Origin of the sequence: Legionella rowbothamii (assembly GCF_900639985.1) — a bacterium.
Classification (GTDB): Bacteria; Pseudomonadota; Gammaproteobacteria; order Legionellales; family Legionellaceae; genus Legionella; species Legionella rowbothamii.
Genome location: NZ_CAAAIM010000002.1, coordinates 21,728 through 41,045, shown reverse-complemented (window position 1 = coordinate 41,045; position 19,318 = coordinate 21,728). Strand labels below are relative to the sequence as shown.

Genomic DNA, 19,318 nt, shown 5'->3' with positions numbered 1-19,318 from the left:
GTCTATGGATTAACTTACAAAATTCAATTGATCAAAAACAAACTTGTTTGGCCTATTGTTGCCCTTTATAATAACCCCGTTCCAGCATATGAGGCGAGCCCAACCCTGTAGTTGCACGGATCATTTTAATTACATGAGGTTATTATGAAACTGAAAACTTTTCTAAAACAGATAAAACAAAATAATTCATCTTTGGAAACGGTGCAGCTTAGTCTGACACAAAATGGTAACGTAAAAAAATTATTAGCAGCACTCAGTGATGAGACGAATGAAGGTTGCGCGAATATTTCAGAATTGGATTTAAGTGGTTCAAATCTTAGAGATGAAGATATAGTCGCTTTAGTTAAGGCTTTAAACAAACTTCCCAACATAAAAACCCTACGTTTAGACAACTGCGCCATCACCGATGATTACACTTCGCGCCACTTAGTTGAATTAGAGTATGTTATAAGTCTTTCATTAAGAAGTAATTTATTAGGACAAAGACCTGCTTTTAACAAAAATCTAAAAGCCCTTTATTTAGATGATAACCCTGATCTTAATGTAAAAGCAGCTTTACTTCGATTTTCAACTTATGCGAAGAAGTTGGAAATTCTTTCTTTAAATAGATGTAAAATTAATGATAACGCTTTACAATTTTTAATGAGGGAGGGTTCTAACTTAAAAACTCTAAAAGAGCTGCATTTACATGGGAATAAATTAAGTTCTATAGGAATCGACTACTTAAAAGGAATGAACTTATTAGAAGTTTTAGATTTAGGACGTAATAATCAAATTGGTGATTATGGTGTAGGACGGTTGCAATGCCCAGCTTTGCGCACATTGAATATTGAGGGCTGTAATCTATCTCCTCATGTTTTTCAATCATTAGAAACAATGACAATGCTACGTAAAGTTAATCTTAGTTATAATCCTGCACTTAAATTGTATGAAAAAGATACTGAATTAAATGGATTAGAGCAAATCAAAAGGGTGAAACTTAATTTTTGCCAGCTTAAAGATGTTAATGTACCCTCTTTAATTGCGTTATTTCCTAATATAACCCATTTAGAAATAGCCAATAATCAATTGACTCACGTTGGAGTAGAAGATTTATTAACTAGCAAACACTTGAAAGCTTTAGATGTAAGTACTAACTCTATGTTTTCTATTCTTAGTGCAAAATCTCAAAAAGGTCCCAGAGCAAATAAAACGATTACCGCAGAAAAAGCGAAGGTAGAAGAGTTGCTTTTATCCGTTTCTCAAGCAAAAGAATTAATCCGCATTAATTTAAGTAGTACAGGCCTACCTGATGATATGTTAGCAAGTTTTATTCCTGCTGAAGGCTCACCACGAAAATTACGCTCTATTAATGGAATACTTTGTGTTGAATTAAAAGACGTATTGAAACAGAGGGAAGAAGCTAAGAATATTAAACTGGCAGCTCAAGTTGTAGGAACATCTGTGGATGAGGTTATAGAAGTTGAAGCTAAACCCTCAAAAAGTGCGCAAATTAAGGCATTAAAAGCGCAAGTTAAAGACTTAAAAGCAAAACTTGCTGAAGCACAGGCGACATTACAAGGAGCTAAGTTGTCTGAAGTTCCTCATGAAAAAGGTCGGGTGCGTAAACAAGTGGATCACTTAGAAACTAGGTTGAGTATGAACGGTATGTTCGCAAGTACTGCTACAAAATCTAAGAAGGAAAATACCGCGCCTAAAGCTAGTGTTGTTGCGGAATCATCATTTAGCTCGTAGATAGTAGGTTAATGTAGCCCGTATTAGTCGTAATACGGGTATCTTCCAGCAAAGTCGTGTAGTTTAACACGGACTTAAAGTAAAGCCGTTAATTGGAAACGAGCTTGATGTGTATATAAAGTAGAATTATTCAATGTTTGTGTAGTCTCTTCTGCTGGACTGAGGCCTAATTTTGCTTGCCCTAAATCGGCAAACTGATAACCTAGCCCTAAACGTAAATGCGTCCACACATCCATATCTATTCCGGCACCAGCTCCCCAAGAAAAAGAACTTTGGGTATGGCTGCTAAAGGGAGCCATAGCCACAGCCTCCTCAATCAAAGGAGTTTCATAATAAGAACGGGAGCGGTTAAACGCTGCGCCTAACTCTCCAGAAATATAAGGATGAATACGTTCACGATATGTAGTTAATAGCTTAGCTGTAACCATAGCACGTGAGGATTGAATCTTATAGTGATAATGGAAATTATTGAACTCGGGTAAACCAAATTGCCATACATCCCCTTGACGAGTAAGGGGAGTATTCCAATATCCTGAGATCCCTGCCTGCCATGATAAAAATGAGAGCGTGCGTCCTTCAATTCCTCCGCCCAAACCAAAGTCAGCACTGCTGGCATAAGAAGAATGCTTGGTATAATAATTATTGAATGGTGGAAGCAACGTGAGCGTCTGTGCACGTCCCGTGTTCGTAAAATTAGCTGCAGCAGTAAATACTGCATAAGGACGATAGGCTAAGTTTTTGGTTTGAGTAGCCATAGTCCCTGCGAAGCCTGGGGCATAAGCCACTAACATCAACATGCCTAATACATGAGATTTAACTTCCATATTCAACACCTACCATTCATCAATTAAACAGGAATGAAAATACGCTTAACATAAACTTAAATAAAAAATTCCTTTATCAAAATCGGTAAAGTATCTTTTACAAACTTGTCATTATAATGATTAATAGAAACTATTTATACAATTAAGCCTGATTAATAAAGAAAAAAAGAGTCTGGAATCCTTCCTGTAGAATCTCGTTGAGATCTAGACCTATGATGATTCCCCATAGGTCTTTCACTAACCAAACTCAACCATCAAGCGTTTACTCCATAGTGATCATAACTAGTGCGTGAATAAGCGCACACAGCGAATTAAAGCTTGATTGTTTTTAGTAAAAGGGCTTTGCGCTACATAAGTATCGTCGGGGTCAAATTGTTGCCCACAAGCTTGCGTACGCGGATTATTTGAACTAACCGTCGCAAATTCTGAAGAACTATAATAACTTGCTGAGAACGCATTCAAGAGATTAAGACCATTATACTTGATCAGATTAGATTGTATATTTTGCATAAAAGGTGTTCCTGAGGAACCACAACCAGTACCACTATTGTATTGATCATATCCCATTTCACAAATCGCTGGTAAATACCAATCATTATAACTACTAATCGTATTCGAGCATAAGCCAGCAGCATAATAGGATGTATTAGTTGGTCCAGCACTAGCGGTAAATTTAGGAGAGCCTGAATTGTTATAGTTGGTAATAAACTGATTATAAAAGAGTAGGGTATTATAAGAATTACATTGCCCATCCATCTTTCCTTCACAAGCAATAAAAGATGCGGTCGCAAAGGGATTGATATTCGTATAATAGGAAGAAAAAAACGAGACAAAAGCGCTACCAGTGGGAGAAGGAGCAGCTCCAGTCGACGTATAATCGATACCCGGAATCAAATCCAAGCTAACCTGACTAACCGCTGAGCCTGCTCCATTAGAAGCCCAAATCTTATTTGACCCTTGATCAGCGGTGGCTGCCACTTTACCCGCCACACTCAAAATATTTGCCACGCTATCATCAATGGAAAAGACATAACCGGACTGATAGGTGCATCCATAACCTAATACTAAGACTTGGGCACTAATCGTACCTGTATCAGTCTGCAATTGAATCACATTGGCTGCCGGTGCTGTACGCCCGGCAACATTGGCAGTACACGCAGAAGCAGTATTTGGTGAAGACATCGCTGAAGCAATCGAACCAGGTTTAATGGTCACACTACACGAATCACCAGGATTAAGCACCGTGTCGATAGTACAGGTGGTTGTATACAAGGTAGTACCTGTAGGCAGTGCGGGGGAAAAATCACTGGTTGTTGGCGTTTGGGTAATCGTCACCGGAAATAATGTCGTATTCTTTAAGGTAAATGCACGATAAATACCACTCCCTAATCCAGACAACGCCAAAGTTGAGGGAGAAACAATAACTGCGCTTCCAGGTTTTACCGAACTTGAATAAGAGGGAATCCCATTGCCGCTGCTATTAACTGCAAGTACACGGAAGGTATAAGCGGTTCCATTGGTTAAACCTGTCACAGTACAGGATAAGCTTCCGCCAGTGGAGCAACCCACAGTTTGATAAGAAGATGAAGTGGGGCTGGCTGTGGTTGGACCGTAGGTTACAGAATAGCCCGTAATGGCCTGTCCTCCAGTATTAAATGGAGGTAACCAGCGAACTATAACCTGAGAGTCTCCCGGAATAGCTGTTACTTGTCGAGGAGCGGTGCTTAAAGTGACTTGACTGATGGCGGGCACACTATATTGGCTAAATGCAGCAGAGGTACTTGCTGAATTGGCAGCCGAGCCACTATAGGTTGCAGTTATAGTATTCGTAGCTGCACTAGCAAAAGAAGTGTTGCAACTCGCACTGCCGGAGACGACAGAAATGTTGCTACAGCCACTAATAGCAACCCCAGCATTGAAAAAATTAACCGTTCCCACGGATAAAAAGCCATTCACCGATGTTACCTGGGCACTTAAGGTCACTGTATTGCTAACAGCTACTGGATTTAGTGAAGAATACAACTGTGTGGTTGTGGGATCAGGAAAAGGTATTACTGCATTAGAGTCTGTAGAAGCAGGACTTGTACCTGCACTATTGGTTGCCGTCACGGTAAATGTATAGCTGGTTCCATTGCTAAGGCCTGTGACTTTACAGCGAGCAAGGCCGGAAGTACTGCAAGTGAATCCACCTGGTGAAGATGTTACCTGGTAACTAGAAATACTGGCTCCTCCCGTAGATGCAGGCGCAGTCCAACTAACTAAAGCTAAACCATTTCCAGCAACTGCAGTAGCTCCGGTAGGCGCCCCAGGAGTCGTGATGACTGAAAAGCTTTGTTGCACCTGAGTAGCAGCATTATAATCAGCATTACCTGCTTGATTTGCATTTAAAGTACAGATACCTATGGCATTAAATGAAACCACACCGCTACTGATAGAGCAAACACTGCTGCTGGTAGCATCCACCGTAATAGTCACTACCAATCCAGAGCTTGCTGTTGCCGTTGGCGTATACGTAGTTCCACCCACTAGTGCTAGAGAAGGTGCTGTACTCGTATAACTAATGGTTTGGCTACTTTTTGCAACGGTAAAACTTTGCTGCACCTGAGGCGCTGCATTGTAATTGGCATTACCCGCCTGATTCGCATTTAGGGTACAAGTTCCCGCACCGATAAAGGATACCACCCCAGCACTCATGGAGCATATTGAGCTACTGGCAGCATCCACAGTTAGTGTCACCGTAAGCCCGGAAGTAGTCGTTGCTGTTGGGGTATAGGTGGCGCCCGCAACTACTGCGGTACTGGGGGCCGTGCTGGTATAACTAATAGTTTGTGAGCCTTTACCTACGCTAATAGTTTGCTGTACTTGAGTCGCCGCAATGTAATTATTATCCCCAGTTTGATTGGCATTTAATATGCAATTGCCCACAGCTTGATAGGTAAGAGCACCACCACTCAAAGAACAAATACCTGCACTTGCGGTATCAACACTAAAACTTACCATTAATCCAGAGGAGGCAGTAGCACTGGGCAGATATGAACTACCGGCTACCACTGCATTCGAAGGAGCACTCGAAGTAAAGGTAATCGTTTGTGAATCTTGTACCCGAATAGTGTTGGAGACACTGGAAGGAATACCGACCCCTGCGGAATTTTCAGCAGCTACTACAAAACTATAGGTTGAGCCTTGAGTTAAATTTGTAAAAGTACAACTGGTGGCTCCGTTTGTACTGCAGGTTGTGTTTCCTGAAGATGGTAAAGGCGATGGGGTCACAGTATAACCACTGATTGCCGTACCCCCATCATGTATGGGAGCTACCCAATTAACACTTACGGAAATAGTACCTGCTCCATTCCCGCTAACAGTGGCGATTACCGAAGTTGGTGCACCGGGAACTGCTGGTATATTAACAATATTGGTCGGCTCGGATGCAGCTCCTACACCAATAACATTAATTGCTTTTACGGTAAAGCTATAGCTAGAACCAGGGGTCAGGGTCGAATAAGTACAATGTGTTGCACCAGAGGTACTACACGTTACATTATCAGGAGAGGAGCTTACCATATACCCGGTAATGGTAGAGCCACCATCACTCGGGGTGGTCCAATTTATGTCAACCGTACCATTTCCATTGGCCACAGCGGTTACCGCCGTTGGTGCAAAAGGCACCGTTGGGGTTATAACTGAAGGGGAGGGAGCCGGTTGGCCTTTACCTGACGTATTGATTGCAGCAACAGAAAAAATATACTTAGTACCTGGATTAAGCCCACTAATAGTACAATTGAGATGAGTCGCATCCGTGGAACAGCTATCTGCAGCAGCAAAAAAGCTTGAGTCAGCAGTTACTAAATAACCAACAATTGGTAAACCACCATCATTTTTGGGGGGATCCCACCTTACTTGCGCCGACAAGGAACCATCAGCAGCAATATGGACATTAGCCATTATATTTTGCGGTATGCTGGGAGGTGAAGTCGGGGGCGGAGTATTAATTTTTTTAATTTCTAAACCATCTTGCTCCGTAGGGCGAGCACAATAAACTGGATTGTTTATGGTATTACAGACTGTGGGGCCACCGTGAATATCGCCACTTAACTTATCGGCAATGATTGTTAATTGAATGTTGCAACTTTGACCGGGAGCTAAATCAAAGCTCGCATGACAACTTCCGCCACTTGTGCTAATCCCGGCAGGTAATTGTGATAAGCCACTATTTTTTAAAACATAAGGCGTATTATTCGTTACTAGATAATTTGCAGTAGCAGTTTGTCCCAAATACAAAACGGCAGGTGCTTTGCTTATCGGTTTAATAAGGAAAACGGGTTTAGCTGCATAAACGGAAGAGGTTGTTAGTCCAAATACACCCAAAAAAAATATTGCCCGTAACAAATAGGGGTTATTGCGTTGTTTTAAGGTTTTTCGCTTAGACCATAACTTGGTAAAGATAACTCCAATAAACCTAACCCACTGTCCACTAACCTGACGTATCCCTTCTCGTTTCATTCCCTATTATCCTAAACTTGCTACTAATTTATTAACCATTTTCAACATACAGCATCTCTTTTTTATTTTCAATCAGGTTGCATGCCCATGGGAAAATTACTTGGCGTGAGTAAGAAGTCAAAAGGTTAGAGTTGGTTACATTGGGTTTGTTGGCTCGAGGTTATAGGAAATTCAAAGAATAAAAGAATGATATTTGTACAGCAATATTATTGTAGTTTATGACTATTTGTTGTGAATCAGGGAAGAGGGATAGAGCCAAGAATAAATTTACTCCAAAATGGGATGTAAATTGTCGAGTTTTTGAAAAAAAGACAAAGTAATTTCGTTAATTGATACGAATGGGTTTTTGCAATGCGATCTGAGAGGTGTAATTCATCAGCTGTTTTGAGGAGAGTTTAAATAGCAGGAACGACAATCGCATGGCGTGTTTACACAGGATGCAATCGAGCGGATTGTTCCCGGATTGGTGTTTTACTCGCAAAGCCCAGGAACGTTGTTTGGGATTGGGTTGATGGTTAAATAGAGACGAAACAACAGGCAATAATTGAGCGCGCAAGCGATTGGCAAGAAATCCAAAGTATCGAATGAGGCGAAAGCCTTTTTCAGGCAGGTGCTGAATAAATCGGGCAATGAAATCAAAAGGATGTAACTCAGTGTATTGAGTTTTTTTTGTGCGATGATTAAGAAATTTAAAGAGCAGAGAAGAGCGGTTGTAATGAACGAGGCGTGAATTAGCAATGGCGGGTCGTTTGATGTAACGCCCTAAGTATTCGATGTCTTTTTTAGGATTTTTATGAGGCTTTGCACAATGGACTTGCCAGTATTTAACGTATTGTTGTGCCAGCATGGAGCTTATGCTTTGGTTTCTCATCTCAGGGACTCTTGTTAGCGCGCCTTGTTGATACTGATTTCTTAAAAAGGTAATGAGCGCATAGAGCCACATGGTCATCAGCGTGTTCTTTTTGAAAAAGAGACTTTTCCATTGCTGCTCTTTTGTTAATCCGCCCTGAGTTACTGATACATGCAGGTGCACATGCCAGTTGAGGGTTCTACCAAAGGTATGTAAGGCCATAAAGATACCGAGTTTAAGTCCCTTCGCTTTGGCAAGGTTATTAAGGATTTTTCCCACAAGTGCAGGGAGTTGATTCAGTAGATGTCGGTTCACCAGAAATAAATCGCTTAAAGCTTTGGGCATGGTAAAGGTTATGTGCTGCCACGGGCAGGGGGGTAGATGCTCTTTATTCTTTTGTAACCAGTTATCGGTAGCAATTTTGCCGCACGCACTACAGCCACGATCTTTGCAGCTAAAATGCACTCGCTTTTCATGCGTACAGGATGGATTGGAGCAATGATAATGCGCATGGCCTCGCATGTAATGACGGCAACTTAAGACTTTATTGATGCTGTAATCCACACTCTCCCTGATTCCTCCATGCTCCGAATAAAATTGACGATAGCGATACCAGTTCTCATCTTTGAGAAGAAACTTTTTCAGGGTAAGGTGCATACAAAAAACAGGTTAAAATACAGTGGCTTAGTGTGGCACGGAACACGACAAGTCGCCGACAACGTCGGCCTGTGCGCCTACGCGCCTTGAAAGAACTTGAACACAACGAACAATTTCTAATTTATAGACAATATGATCATTAAATGGTAATATTTTGCACATTTTAACATTTTGGAAAGCTATTTTTTATGTTCAATGTACTCAGTCTATCGTACCAATATCTTAAAACCATGATCCGCCATATTCAACAGTATCTTAAGATCGAAGAAGTCCCGCCTTTAAATAGTCCAACTCAAGACTCCCTGGAAACCCAAAAAATGTCCTCATTAAGAGGTTTAATTCGAGATTATCTTGAAACCGAAAACGTGTCATCTTTAAACGAGTTATTCAGAAATGCTCAGCTGACCACAGTTGATTTGTCTTTCTGGGGAATTAACGCCCAACAAGCAAAAATTTTAGGACGTTCACTTCAAGGCACGCAGGTGCATACGGTTAATGTTGCTGGCAATAATCTTGGTGCCCAAGGTGTAAAAGATTTAGCGGAGACACTTCGCGGCACGCAAGTGCGCGACCTGAATGTTGCTTACAATAATATTGGCCCCCCAGGTGCAAAAGACGTAGGGATTGCCCTTCAAGGAACCCAGGTGTATGCCCTGAATGTCGCGAATAATAATATTGGCCCCCAAGGCGCAAAAGATTTAGGGCTTACACTTAAACGTACCCAGATAAACGTGCTGGATGCCAGTTGCAATAGTCTTCATTATTACGGGGCCATAGTCTTGGTTTTAACACTTCGAGACACCCAAGTGCACACGCTGAGTCTCAGGGGCAATAATATCGGTAAACGGTTAGCCGATGAACCTCAAGACATGCAGTTGCGTCATTTTAACCTGGCTAGGGGAGGAGCACGACAATTAGGAGAAGCGCTTCAACGTACGCTGGTTCACACGCTTGATGTTGGTCATAATTTCATTGATGACCTGGAACGTTTAGCGCGCCAGCTAAAAGACACTCATGTGCACACGCTTAATGTCGATTGCAATAATATCCAGTTACATAATCTTGACTATGAAATTGGCAAAGAAGAGAAAAAAAGGCAAAAAGACTTAGAGGATAAAGAAGCAAAAGATTTAGCGGAAGCACTTGAAGGTTCGAATGTAACGCGAGTCCTTGGTATAAACCATCCTGAGTTAACCAAGGCATTACAAAAAAACCTGGAAGACAAAAAAGGCCGGCCGTCGGCTTTGGCACAAGTTGTAAGCCGAACCATGCTTGTAGAGGAAATTGGCTTAGATATCTTATCCTATTCTCATGAAGCCTATGTCAGTGGTCAATCGAAAACGACCTCGTTGACCTTCAAAGAAGGAGGAAGTCTTGCTCATACGTTGTTTGGCAATGTTTTAGAACGACTCAGTAATAAAAAAGACCTTGCCATCACCCATGCGCTCCAGCCCTAGCAATTGGTGGCATCCAGCGCTTTGAAGACAAAGCAAGGGTTATGTGGCCCTTGCCAAGCACCACAATTTGTTCCTTGATGTTAGAAATTCAAAAAGTGAACTGTCGAAGAGCTACCCTTCAGTATCATAAGCTTATGATATTGCGCTCAAACCGGCATAAGGCTTAATAAGTTTCAACCTGGCTTTAGTCATATGTTCCTTCCCAATGTATCAATGAACCCTGTTCAGTTTGCCATGCATTGATTTTTTTTCCTACTCAGTGTTATTTATCTCCACCACCTATGTGTCTCGTTTGTCCGAGTCATCAGAGAATATCCCATGACGTGCGCACGGGCTTTGAATAGTTATCGCATTCCGGGGTCATAGAATCTGGTTCTGTTGGCAACACAGCGTTCTGCGAGAAAAAACGTGATCCATGAGAATTACAGGGTAATTGGGGCGAATTTTTTAATAAGACAATGATGTCGAGGTGTCCCATTATTTCAGCAATTTCTAATGGGGAGGTGAAGAGTTCGTCGGTTGCATTTTTTTGGATAATTAACCGTTCTATTGGCTCAGTTACATTCGTGCTATTTGCCCATTCGCGTAGGCTACTTACTGTAGTTTTGAAATGGATCGACATATTAGCTTTTGCAGCGAGCACTATTTTTACTACCTCAACATGTCCGTTCTGAGCTGCTATAAACAGTGGGGTGGCGCCATTGGCTCTTACTTTATTAACATCGGCTTCTTTTTCTAGCAGCATTTTGACTATTTCAACATGATCATTCTGAGCTGCTAGATACAGTGGAGTGGCGCCATCGGCTGTTACTGTATTAATATTGACTCCTCTTTCTAACAGCATTTTGACTAGTTCATGGTTGAGGAACTTAAATAGTGATGATAAAGGTATAGAGGAAGTTTATATTCCTGTGATGGGCTGGTGCCATAGGCAAATATCTACTAAGGAGCTAGGAGCGTGTCTACAATCATACTGCTCCATTATCTTTCTCAGCCCCACAAAAGTCACAATAGGGCAATAATGCATAACGAATATGCGAACAATGCGTGCATTGCTCAAATAAGCTCTCTCCACAGCCTGGGCAGGTATAACGATTAATCCCATGTAAATTAGAGTTAGTTAGGGGAGGGTTCATTCCTTTTTCCACGGCAACAAATTTGGTAAACCCAGGTTTTATGGGGAATTGGCATATGGGGCATTGAACTTTTTGATATGCCTCTCGGTATTGTTTCTGTAACCAATCGGGTTTAGGAGTCACTACCATGCGTAACCTGGAAATTAACGTTTGGGCTGTAATGTAGATTAAGGCAAAAACCAGGATGTATTTAAAAATATAAGAAGGAAAATAATAATGCATAACTTCGTATATTTTATAGAAAATAGCAATTCCAGCGGCCATTATTAAGGGCTTATACATGCTCTTCTTATAGCGGCGAAATAGGTAGGCAGATAGAAGCAATAAAGGGATTAAAACCAGCAATTGCAGTCCAGCCATTGCCCAATTATGGCGAACCCATAAGGCATTGTATTCTTTATCTGCTTTTTGGTTTTGCTTGTCTAATTGGTGGTCTATGTCATTGAGTTGATTTTGCAGCTGTTGTCTAGCCAAATTATCTTTAGTGATGGAACTGTTTAAATCTTGAAATTGGTTTTGATAATTCAAATACAAGCTGGTTACCTGCTGTAAATTTTTTTCAGATTCGGGAGAAAAGGTGACTCCCTTTTGAATACTGGCTTTTTGTAAGTCCAGTAGCTGATTCATGGTATCTCGATAACTATTAATGCTTGTTTGTAATATATCTTGCTGTTGTTTTTGTTCATCGACCTTAGCTATTAGCTTTGTGAGCTGTTGATTAAACGATTCTTTATTTTTAACTAAAGTAGGGTCTTGATATTTTTTTTGCACTTCTTGCAAGGAGGGGCCTGCTTGATCACCGATATCATCCATTAGAAAACCAAGAAACCAATAGATCAATAAGCCCAATAAAATAGTGAGCGTGATGACCAACGCGCGATGCCCTTTAGGTCCCTTCTTCTCTTTTACTAGTTCAGTATCCATGATTAAGTTCGCTTAGTTATTTTAGGCCTAGGGTCTATATCTAAATTATAGGACATGTTTGTATCCTGCTCGCCACTTTTGCTTATTAAATAAATTTGTTGTCTATAATTTAGCTAAAGTGACCGTTCGAGTTTATTATGCCAAAGACCGCGCATACTGGAGCCGTAAGGTTTTTACGGGATGTCACCAAACTGGATTGGTTCGGCTGGGTGGATGATGATTATAATGTTGATGCAGTAACTTATATTCCTCTTACTGAAGTGGATAAGACTGCGTACTTGTTTGTGCTACCTGAAAAGATACGTGCGCGAATGAGTATGGAAATTACCCCTGAGTTCATCAGGCTTTCGGTTCCTAGAGTTAACTCGCATCCCATGATTGACTATTTGACTGAATTTGTTAAAGCCACCGGCCCTCTGCAGCAAAGACCGATATTACAAGAGCCACGCCAATTAAATATTGCTACAGTATCTATGCCTACAGGATCTTATGCCCAAATGGAGCCCAGATCAATTCAACAGCAAGTTGCTTTATTTGATCAACATTTAGATATATCTAATCAGCTTCTCGTGGAGAACCGTAAAAAGTTTTTTCCTGATGAAATGGCAATTTGTGTGATGCCGGAATTTTATAGTCATTGTGCCTTTGAGGGCAAAACACATTTATTCATGCCCTATGGCGCACAACAAGCATTATTAGCCGGTTATAGTGAGGTCAGTAAAAAATACCCATCTTTATTAATTATGGTTAATATGACCGCAACCACCCCGCGTTTGGTTAGTGATGCTGAAGGGGAGAATATTGGCCATAAGTCTAAGATTCAAAAAACAAATATGCTGCTTGGTATCAAAAATGGCGTTATTGTTTATGCCAGTTATAAATTAAACAAAGGGCCGGCGGATATTCCTGAAAATGAATTAACCTCGTCTGAGGCGGAGCGAAATACGTACTGGCAGGGTTCTGTTGATAAGAAGCTGATGCCTTTGGCTTATTTCAAACAATTTAAGGGAGTAACCATTGCAGGTAGTGTATGTATTGATGCTCAAGAGGGGGTCTTAGGTAAATATTTAAAAAAACAATTTGCAGATGAGTTTTCCACGGATGAGTTTGGTCCCGCGGTGCAAGTTATTTCTTCAAGTTCTATGGCCTTGCCTCTTTTTAAAAGCCGTCCAGAAATGGATCCTAATCAAATTGTGACCCCCTCAATTAGCCAGGGCGTAATTATTCAAGCAGATGGTCATAATCGCTTAACTCGCTCAGGAGTATGGTTGGTGGATGGGGAGCATTTTACCCGTCAAGAACCTAAGAATGCTACGGTTTTGAAAGATGGTACTCGAATAGAGAGTTATTCTATTAATGTGAAGCTGTTGCATAATAAATTGCATGATTTGGTTGGAAAGGATATTGAAGAAGAAAGCCCTAGCCAAAAACTAAATTTATAAAATTCTCTACATGCGGGGTTACTTCGCCAGTCTTAATTAAAAACAGCGCTATAACTTCATGATAATTTGGATTATTATAAAAATTTATCATTAAGATTTTCTTGTGGAAAATTTGCTTAAAAATTAGTTTCCTTAGGGCCGAAAATAGCGTTCTTAGAAGGGGCAATTTATGGATAACGACTTTCTGAAGTCATGCAAAAATTGATGCATCATGTCAATTCAATGAGTCGGCTTTTCTTATTTTCTGTGGTTATTCCTATTTTGCTTTCAATTATTTATTTCGGTTTGATTGCTTCTGAGGTTTCTGTTGTTGAGTCCCAATTTGTGATCCGTGATTCACAACAAAAAACAATGAATGGCTTAGATTCAATGCTTAGCCATTCTGGCCTTATGAGCGGCTCAACCCTCAAAATGAAGCGTGCCTTTATCGAGAGGCGCCACCTAAAGGATGTGATGATTTAATTTTATCCTTACGTCATTTAGCCAATGCAGATAAAATGATCGATGTACTATGGAACAAATTAAATGAAAATCCTTTGGTGCAGGACATTGCTATTCATGAGTTATCTGATTTAATTAAATTACATATGGTTTAATTCTTTATTTGTAATGCCAAATCATAAAGCTCATTTTTATTGGCCTTCGTCAATTTACAGGCAATAGCCACTGCCTGTTTTAATGGTAGTTCTGCTAATAAAATAGTAAGTAACTCCTCATGATTTTCTTGCTCCGCAAGTTCTGGGCGTGGCGGGATTATGAGCACAAATTCACCTTTAGTATGCCCCGCATCTGCCATTAACCAATTTTTGACTTCCAGCACGCTCCCGCTAATAAAACGCTCAAATGTTTTAGTTAATTCTTTGGCTAAGACCAAGTTACATTCCTCGCCATAAACCGCAGCTATATCATTAAGGCATTCAAGAATGCGATGAGTCGATTCATAAAATATAAGGGTGTGGGTTTCATTGCTTAGGGATTCAAGTTTTGCTTTGCGCGCACTATGTTTTGCCGGTAAGAAACCAGAAAATAAAAAAGAATCACAAGGAACACCTGCGGCACAGAGCGCGGTAATTAATGCACAGGCGCCGGGAATGGGAACGACAGGAATATCATGTTCACGAGCTAATTTAACTAAAACATAACCTGGGTCACTGATTAATGGTGTTCCGGCATCACTAATTAAGGCTGCTGATTTTCCCGCTAGAAACTGCTCAATAAGTTGTTGGCTTTTTTCATGTTCATTATGAGCATGCAGCGAATGCACTTTATTTTTTATCCCTAATGCGGCTAATAGTTGCAGCGAATGGCGGGTGTCTTCTGCCAGAATAAAATCAACGGATTTCAGTACTTGCAATGCCCTTAGGGTAATGTCCTCACGGTTTCCAATTGGAGTGGCAACGATATAGAGAGTACCTATTCCTGTTGCTAGTGAGTTTGTCATAGTTTATCCTTTTTGTTATCGCTTATTGGGTGTCTTAAACATGTTAAAAATATATAAAATTCGTGTACTTATCTTCCTGACATCTACTCTCTTTCTTTGTCAGTGTACTACTGCCGTTACTTCTTCAGTACCTGAGGTGCCGACACCCGCACCTGTACCCGTGGTCGTGAAGAAAAAAGCAGAAAATCCTTACCCTCAATCAACCTCCGGTTATCTTGCACAAGCACAAAACCAACAAGGTCAGGAAAAACAAAAGTCCTTGCTTATGGCTGCCGGGCGTTCGATTTCTGAAGGCCAATGGCAGCAAGGTTCGGCCATTTTAGCACAGACTGCTGATTTAACACCGGAGCTCCTGGCGCAAAAAAATATTTTATTAGCGCAAATTGATATGATGCGGGATAGGCCACAAAGGGCTTTAAGTAAATTGGCAAGCATTACTCAAAAAGATGATTTACCACGATACCAACAAGCACAATACCATGAATTATTAGCCCAAGCATACCGAGCCACCGATAAGCCCATGGAGTCTATTTCCGAGCGTATGCGCTTAGAACCTTTACTTCTTGATGATAACCGTCAAAAACAGAATCGTCGTAAGCTGTGGCTAACCATTACCCATCTTTCTCAAGCTGAACTCGAAAATGCCGCGGCAACAGCAACCCAACCCGAAATGCAGGGTTGGCTGCAATTAGCACTAATTGCGCGTAAATATCGTGATAACTCCAAGTCTTTACTGGCAGCCTTGGATCACTGGCAAACGCAGTTTAATAATCACCCTGCGAATAACATTTTGCCCAATCCTTTAGATTCGATTGTCAATAAAATGGTGGATCAGCCAAAGCAAGTGGCACTTTTATTGCCTTTAAGTGGCGCTTTACAAGGTCCAGGCGCGGCAATACGTGATGGCTTTATTGCGGCACAAAAGAATAATTCTGGTGGTGCTGCAATTACGGTTAAAACTTATGATACGAGCAAAGGGGATGTTACTTCTTTGTATCAGTCTGCTATTACTGATGGGGCTAATTATATTGTGGGCCCATTAACTAAGGCTCAAGTTGCAGCAGTTGCGGCATTACCTCATCCAGTACCTACCTTATTATTGAATGATGCTGCAACGAATACGCAAGAGAATTCTTATTCGTTGAGTTTGTCACCAGTAAATGAAGCACAACAAGTGGCCATTAGGGCGCGCAGCAAAGGTTATCATCGCGCACTGATTATTGCGCCGGGAAATGAATGGGGCAATGAAGTCACCAATGCATTTACCAAGCAATGGCAAAAAAAGGGTGGCCAGGTTGCAGGCACCCTTTTATATGGCACTAAAGACGATCTGAATAAAAAGATGAAGGATTTCCTCCATATAACCAACAGCCAACAGCGAGAAAAACATATTAAAGAGTTATTGGGTTATTCAATTCACTCGATAGTTAGCCGTCGCCAAGACTTTGATATGATCTTTCTCTTGGCCTATCCATCAAAAGCACGGCAAATTATGCCTTTATTAAATTATTACTATGCTGCTGATGTTCCCGTGTATGCTACCGCCAGTGTGTATGGGGGGAATGCGAATCCTTTAAAAGATAAAGATTTGGATGGTATTATATTTTGTGATATCCCCTGGGTTTTTGGTCATCAAATGAGGGCAAGAAATTGGCCAGAGCAATTTAACAGTTACAATAGACTGTATGCTTTGGGTAAGGATAGCTATGCCTTAGCCACTCAATTAAATCACTTAATGTTATTTCCCGCAGATGAATCCCTTTCTGGAGATGGTATTTTATACCTTAAACCTTCCCAACAGGTTGCTCGGGTTTTGGAGTGGGGACAGTTTAAACAGGGCTTAGCACGTTCTTTAGGTGAGACTGTATAAATGCTTCCGCAGGATAAAGGACGTATCGCCGAGGAACAGGCGATAAATTATTTGACTGCGCAAGGACTTAAGTTGATTGGCCAAAATTATTATTGCAAGTTGGGCGAAATTGATTTAATTATGCGCGACCGCGAGCATTTGGTTTTTGTAGAGGTTCGCTCTCGTGTTTCTGCTGCTTTTGGCGGTGGCCTCGCAAGTATTACTTATGCTAAGCGGCAAAAAATATTAAAATCGGCAATGCATTATGCGATGGTTCATAAATTACAGAATAAATTTGCTCTGCGTTTTGATGTGATTAGCATCGATGGCAAGTCAGCATCAATTACTTGGATAAAAGATGCTTTTGGTATGGATTATTAGTTTATTCAATAGAGAATAATTATTAAGGTTAAAACATGGTTCAACTGGAAGAAAGAGTAAGACACCTCTTCGGCACACATATTGAAACAAAAATAGCATTAGCAGATGCTTTATCTGACACCATTGCTAAAGCGGGGCAACGCTTGGTGAATTGTTTGTTGGGTGATGGAAAAATATTAATTTGTGGGAATGGCGGGTCGAGTGCCAATTGCATGCACTTTGCGAGCGCAATGTTTAATCATTTTGAGGTAGAGCGTCCTTCGTTGCCAGTATTTAATCTAAGTGCGGATGCAACCACCATCAGTTCTTTTGCTAATGAACATCACTACAGCCAGGTTTTTGCTCGACAAATCCAAGCCTTAGGACAAGAGCAAGATGTTTTGTTGTTATTAACTACCGCAGGCAATTCAGACAGTATGATCCATGCATTACAAGCTGCCAATGAGCGAGGCATGGACACGATAGCACTAAGTGGACGTGATGGTGGGGTACTTGCTAATCATTTAGGTCCAGAAGATATTGAGGTACGGGTGGCTTGCGATAATGCAGCACGCATAAGAGAAATGCACTTATTCATATTGCATTGTTTTTGTGATTTAATTGACCAATCTCTATTTGGCCAAGTTTTAGGATAAAAAATGAGTTTAAATTTAAAATTAAAATCCATAATCTTTGTTTTAGTTTCTAGTTTACTCACAGGTTGTGTGGCGGCTGTCGTCACCAGTGCTGCGGTAGGCATGGTTTATGACCGACGCGGTATAGTAACTATGGAAGCAGATGCCCGCTTATTTCATGTAATTCACAAAAATATTGTTACTAATCGTCAATTTAGTGATTCACGTATTGAGGTAACTAGTTTTAATCGCGTAGTGCTCTTGGTTGGTCAAACTCCAAGCGCCTCCTTACGCGTTTTAGCAGAAAAAATTGCACATAATGCGCCAGGCGTGGAACGTGTTTATGATGAACTAACGGTTGGCTATCCCATACCGTTAACGCAACGCACCAAAGACAGTTGGATTACAGGACAGGTTAGAAGCAGTATGCTTGCGAGAAAAGGATTGGAATCTGGCTCTGTTCGTATCGTGACGGAAAATGGTGTGGTTTATCTCATGGGAGTAGTAACCGATCGACAAGCAGCTTTAGCAGTTGATGTGGCGCGACGCGTTAATGGGGTGAGAAAGGTGGTAAAAATTTTTCAATACATTCGTTAGTTATCTATCATGTTGAAACAGGGATGTTTGCAAATACTCGTTATTTTTAGCCTCTGGTGCCTGTCTGGTTGCAGCAGTATCTGGACCGGTGCTAATTTGGTATATGACCGTCATGACGTTTATAAAAAGCTGGACGACTATCGTTTATACGTCAAAGTGAATAATGCGATAACCGTTGATAAATTGTTTAAGGACAGCCGTTCTCCACTCGACATAGCAGTTTTTAATGGGGATGTTCTTATCGCCGGCCATGTCCCCAGTCAAAGCATGCATGCAGAATTACAGCGACGTTTAAATACAGTGCAGGGGGCTCGGCGCATGTTTAATGAAGTGCGCGTTAATACTAATCCGCCGAATTCTATGGAAGATAATTGGATCACCGCTAAAATTCGCAGTCAAATTTTTGCAGATGCATCTATTGATCCCAATGCGTTTAAGGTAGTTACTTCCGATGGTGTTGTTTATCTAATGGGAGATGTCCGTCCGGATGAGGCGGCTACGGTGATTAATTTCACGCGTCATACCGCCGGTGTACGTCATGTAGTTAAGGTACTTAAGTACCTTGTTTATCAAAAATAGAATTAAATAGAGTTCCACCTGAGCTCGCATGCGAACTCAGGTTAGGTTTTTACAATTAATGAATTTGTCCTTTATCGGGTCGTTTTCTCATTTTCTTTAGTTTAAGTTCACGCACCAGCCCCGTTGAGCCGGTAGAGTTCTCTTCATCGACATTGTTATTCTGGTTGCACGGATGGGATCGATAGTGTTTACGGTATGACAGATGGTGTTTGTTGTGTTTATGATGTAGCTCATCCCCATAACGAGCTAGCATTTTTTGTTGCAGGCTGGCTGCTGTATGTTGGATCTTATCAGGCATGTTATTTCCTTTGACAGGTTAATAAACATCACTTA

At 41.0% G+C, this 19,318-nt stretch carries 16 protein-coding genes; 9 read left to right on the top strand and 7 right to left on the bottom strand.

Features of this window, described 5'->3' with window-relative positions; translation table 11 throughout:
* Positions 1-144: 144 nt before the first annotated feature.
* Complete coding sequence (locus tag E1P08_RS05525) at positions 145-1,734, top strand: leucine-rich repeat domain-containing protein (RefSeq protein WP_133136037.1); 1,590 nt, start codon at positions 145-147, stop codon at positions 1,732-1,734.
* Between the two features lie 74 nt (positions 1,735-1,808).
* On the opposite strand, the gene E1P08_RS05520 is transcribed toward E1P08_RS05525, so the two are convergent.
* The 3 genes from E1P08_RS05520 to E1P08_RS05510 all read right to left on the bottom strand — a co-directional run bounded on the left by E1P08_RS05520 (position 1,809) and on the right by E1P08_RS05510 (position 8,565).
* The gene (locus tag E1P08_RS05520) at positions 1,809-2,558 is read right to left on the bottom strand and encodes an outer membrane protein (RefSeq protein ID WP_133136036.1); all 750 of its coding nucleotides are present in this window, start codon (positions 2,556-2,558) and stop codon (positions 1,809-1,811) included.
* A gap of 282 nt (positions 2,559-2,840) precedes the next feature.
* Positions 2,841-7,058, bottom strand: coding sequence for a fibronectin type III domain-containing protein (locus tag E1P08_RS05515; protein ID WP_133136035.1), 4,218 nt, complete (start codon positions 7,056-7,058; stop codon positions 2,841-2,843).
* A 325-nt stretch (positions 7,059-7,383) separates the two neighbouring features.
* Entirely contained in the window at positions 7,384-8,565 is a 1,182-nt protein-coding gene (locus tag E1P08_RS05510; RefSeq protein WP_133136034.1) for an IS91 family transposase, read from the bottom strand.
* Between the two features lie 188 nt (positions 8,566-8,753).
* Here E1P08_RS05510 and E1P08_RS05505 point away from each other — a divergent pair, with 188 nt between their 5' ends.
* Positions 8,754-10,022: a leucine-rich repeat domain-containing protein gene (locus E1P08_RS05505; RefSeq protein WP_133136033.1), complete on the top strand. Its 1,269-nt coding sequence runs from the start codon at positions 8,754-8,756 to the stop codon at positions 10,020-10,022.
* A 304-nt stretch (positions 10,023-10,326) separates the two neighbouring features.
* Here the strand turns inward: E1P08_RS05505 and E1P08_RS05500 are convergent, their stop codons facing one another.
* Both E1P08_RS05500 and E1P08_RS05495 read right to left on the bottom strand, forming a co-directional pair.
* On the bottom strand, positions 10,327-10,914 hold the full coding sequence (locus E1P08_RS05500; protein WP_278042444.1) for an ankyrin repeat domain-containing protein: 588 nt from the start codon (positions 10,912-10,914) through the stop codon (positions 10,327-10,329).
* A 76-nt stretch (positions 10,915-10,990) separates the two neighbouring features.
* A complete protein-coding gene (locus tag E1P08_RS05495; RefSeq protein WP_133136031.1) occupies positions 10,991-12,082 on the bottom strand; it encodes a hypothetical protein in 1,092 nt (363 codons plus the stop codon).
* Positions 12,083-12,219: 137 nt separating this feature from the next.
* On the opposite strand from E1P08_RS05495, the gene E1P08_RS05490 reads away from it, so the two are divergent.
* Together E1P08_RS05490 and E1P08_RS05485 are read left to right on the top strand one after the other, a co-directional pair.
* Positions 12,220-13,524 carry a hypothetical protein gene (locus E1P08_RS05490; RefSeq protein WP_133136030.1) on the top strand — a complete coding sequence of 435 codons (1,305 nt, stop codon included), beginning with the start codon at positions 12,220-12,222 and terminating at the stop codon, positions 13,522-13,524.
* A gap of 192 nt (positions 13,525-13,716) precedes the next feature.
* Positions 13,717-13,986 (top strand): hypothetical protein, encoded by a 270-nt coding sequence (locus tag E1P08_RS05485; protein ID WP_133136029.1) that lies wholly within the window; start codon positions 13,717-13,719, stop codon positions 13,984-13,986.
* A gap of 130 nt (positions 13,987-14,116) precedes the next feature.
* Here E1P08_RS05485 and rsmI read toward each other — a convergent pair whose 3' ends face one another.
* Positions 14,117-14,965 (bottom strand): 16S rRNA (cytidine(1402)-2'-O)-methyltransferase, encoded by an 849-nt coding sequence (rsmI, locus tag E1P08_RS05480; protein WP_133136028.1) that lies wholly within the window; start codon positions 14,963-14,965, stop codon positions 14,117-14,119.
* Positions 14,966-15,005: 40 nt separating this feature from the next.
* Between rsmI and E1P08_RS05475 the strand changes: the two genes are divergently transcribed.
* The 5 genes from E1P08_RS05475 to E1P08_RS05455 are packed head-to-tail and all read left to right on the top strand — an operon-like array spanning position 15,006 to position 18,985.
* Positions 15,006-16,835, top strand: a complete 1,830-nt coding sequence (locus tag E1P08_RS05475) for a penicillin-binding protein activator (RefSeq protein ID WP_133136027.1) — start codon at positions 15,006-15,008, stop codon at positions 16,833-16,835.
* The gene (locus E1P08_RS05470) at positions 16,836-17,195 is read left to right on the top strand and encodes a YraN family protein (RefSeq protein ID WP_133136026.1); all 360 of its coding nucleotides are present in this window, start codon (positions 16,836-16,838) and stop codon (positions 17,193-17,195) included.
* A gap of 35 nt (positions 17,196-17,230) precedes the next feature.
* Complete coding sequence (locus E1P08_RS05465) at positions 17,231-17,830, top strand: D-sedoheptulose-7-phosphate isomerase (protein ID WP_133136025.1); 600 nt, start codon at positions 17,231-17,233, stop codon at positions 17,828-17,830.
* 3 nt (positions 17,831-17,833) lie between these two features.
* Entirely contained in the window at positions 17,834-18,406 is a 573-nt protein-coding gene (locus E1P08_RS05460; RefSeq protein WP_133136024.1) for a BON domain-containing protein, read from the top strand.
* Positions 18,407-18,415: 9 nt separating this feature from the next.
* Positions 18,416-18,985 carry a BON domain-containing protein gene (locus E1P08_RS05455; RefSeq protein ID WP_133136023.1) on the top strand — a complete coding sequence of 190 codons (570 nt, stop codon included), beginning with the start codon at positions 18,416-18,418 and terminating at the stop codon, positions 18,983-18,985.
* Between the two features lie 55 nt (positions 18,986-19,040).
* On the opposite strand, the gene E1P08_RS05450 is transcribed toward E1P08_RS05455, so the two are convergent.
* Positions 19,041-19,283: a hypothetical protein gene (locus E1P08_RS05450; protein WP_133136022.1), complete on the bottom strand. Its 243-nt coding sequence runs from the start codon at positions 19,281-19,283 to the stop codon at positions 19,041-19,043.
* Positions 19,284-19,318 lie beyond the last annotated feature (35 nt).

Coding starts and splice junctions, on each gene's coding strand:
- E1P08_RS05485 (WP_133136029.1), top strand. CDS start 13,717: ATGCAAAAATTGATGCATCATGTCAATTCAATGAGTCGGCTTTTCTTA.
- E1P08_RS05470 (WP_133136026.1), top strand. CDS start 16,836: ATGCTTCCGCAGGATAAAGGACGTATCGCCGAGGAACAGGCGATAAAT.
- E1P08_RS05475 (WP_133136027.1), top strand. CDS start 15,006: ATGTTAAAAATATATAAAATTCGTGTACTTATCTTCCTGACATCTACT.
- E1P08_RS05495 (WP_133136031.1), bottom strand. CDS start 12,082: ATGGATACTGAACTAGTAAAAGAGAAGAAGGGACCTAAAGGGCATCGC.
- E1P08_RS05520 (WP_133136036.1), bottom strand. CDS start 2,558: ATGGAAGTTAAATCTCATGTATTAGGCATGTTGATGTTAGTGGCTTAT.
- E1P08_RS05510 (WP_133136034.1), bottom strand. CDS start 8,565: ATGCACCTTACCCTGAAAAAGTTTCTTCTCAAAGATGAGAACTGGTAT.
- E1P08_RS05455 (WP_133136023.1), top strand. CDS start 18,416: ATGTTGAAACAGGGATGTTTGCAAATACTCGTTATTTTTAGCCTCTGG.
- E1P08_RS05450 (WP_133136022.1), bottom strand. CDS start 19,283: ATGCCTGATAAGATCCAACATACAGCAGCCAGCCTGCAACAAAAAATG.
- E1P08_RS05465 (WP_133136025.1), top strand. CDS start 17,231: ATGGTTCAACTGGAAGAAAGAGTAAGACACCTCTTCGGCACACATATT.
- E1P08_RS05525 (WP_133136037.1), top strand. CDS start 145: ATGAAACTGAAAACTTTTCTAAAACAGATAAAACAAAATAATTCATCT.
- E1P08_RS05490 (WP_133136030.1), top strand. CDS start 12,220: ATGCCAAAGACCGCGCATACTGGAGCCGTAAGGTTTTTACGGGATGTC.
- E1P08_RS05515 (WP_133136035.1), bottom strand. CDS start 7,058: ATGAAACGAGAAGGGATACGTCAGGTTAGTGGACAGTGGGTTAGGTTT.
- E1P08_RS05460 (WP_133136024.1), top strand. CDS start 17,834: ATGAGTTTAAATTTAAAATTAAAATCCATAATCTTTGTTTTAGTTTCT.
- rsmI (WP_133136028.1), bottom strand. CDS start 14,965: ATGACAAACTCACTAGCAACAGGAATAGGTACTCTCTATATCGTTGCC.
- E1P08_RS05505 (WP_133136033.1), top strand. CDS start 8,754: ATGTTCAATGTACTCAGTCTATCGTACCAATATCTTAAAACCATGATC.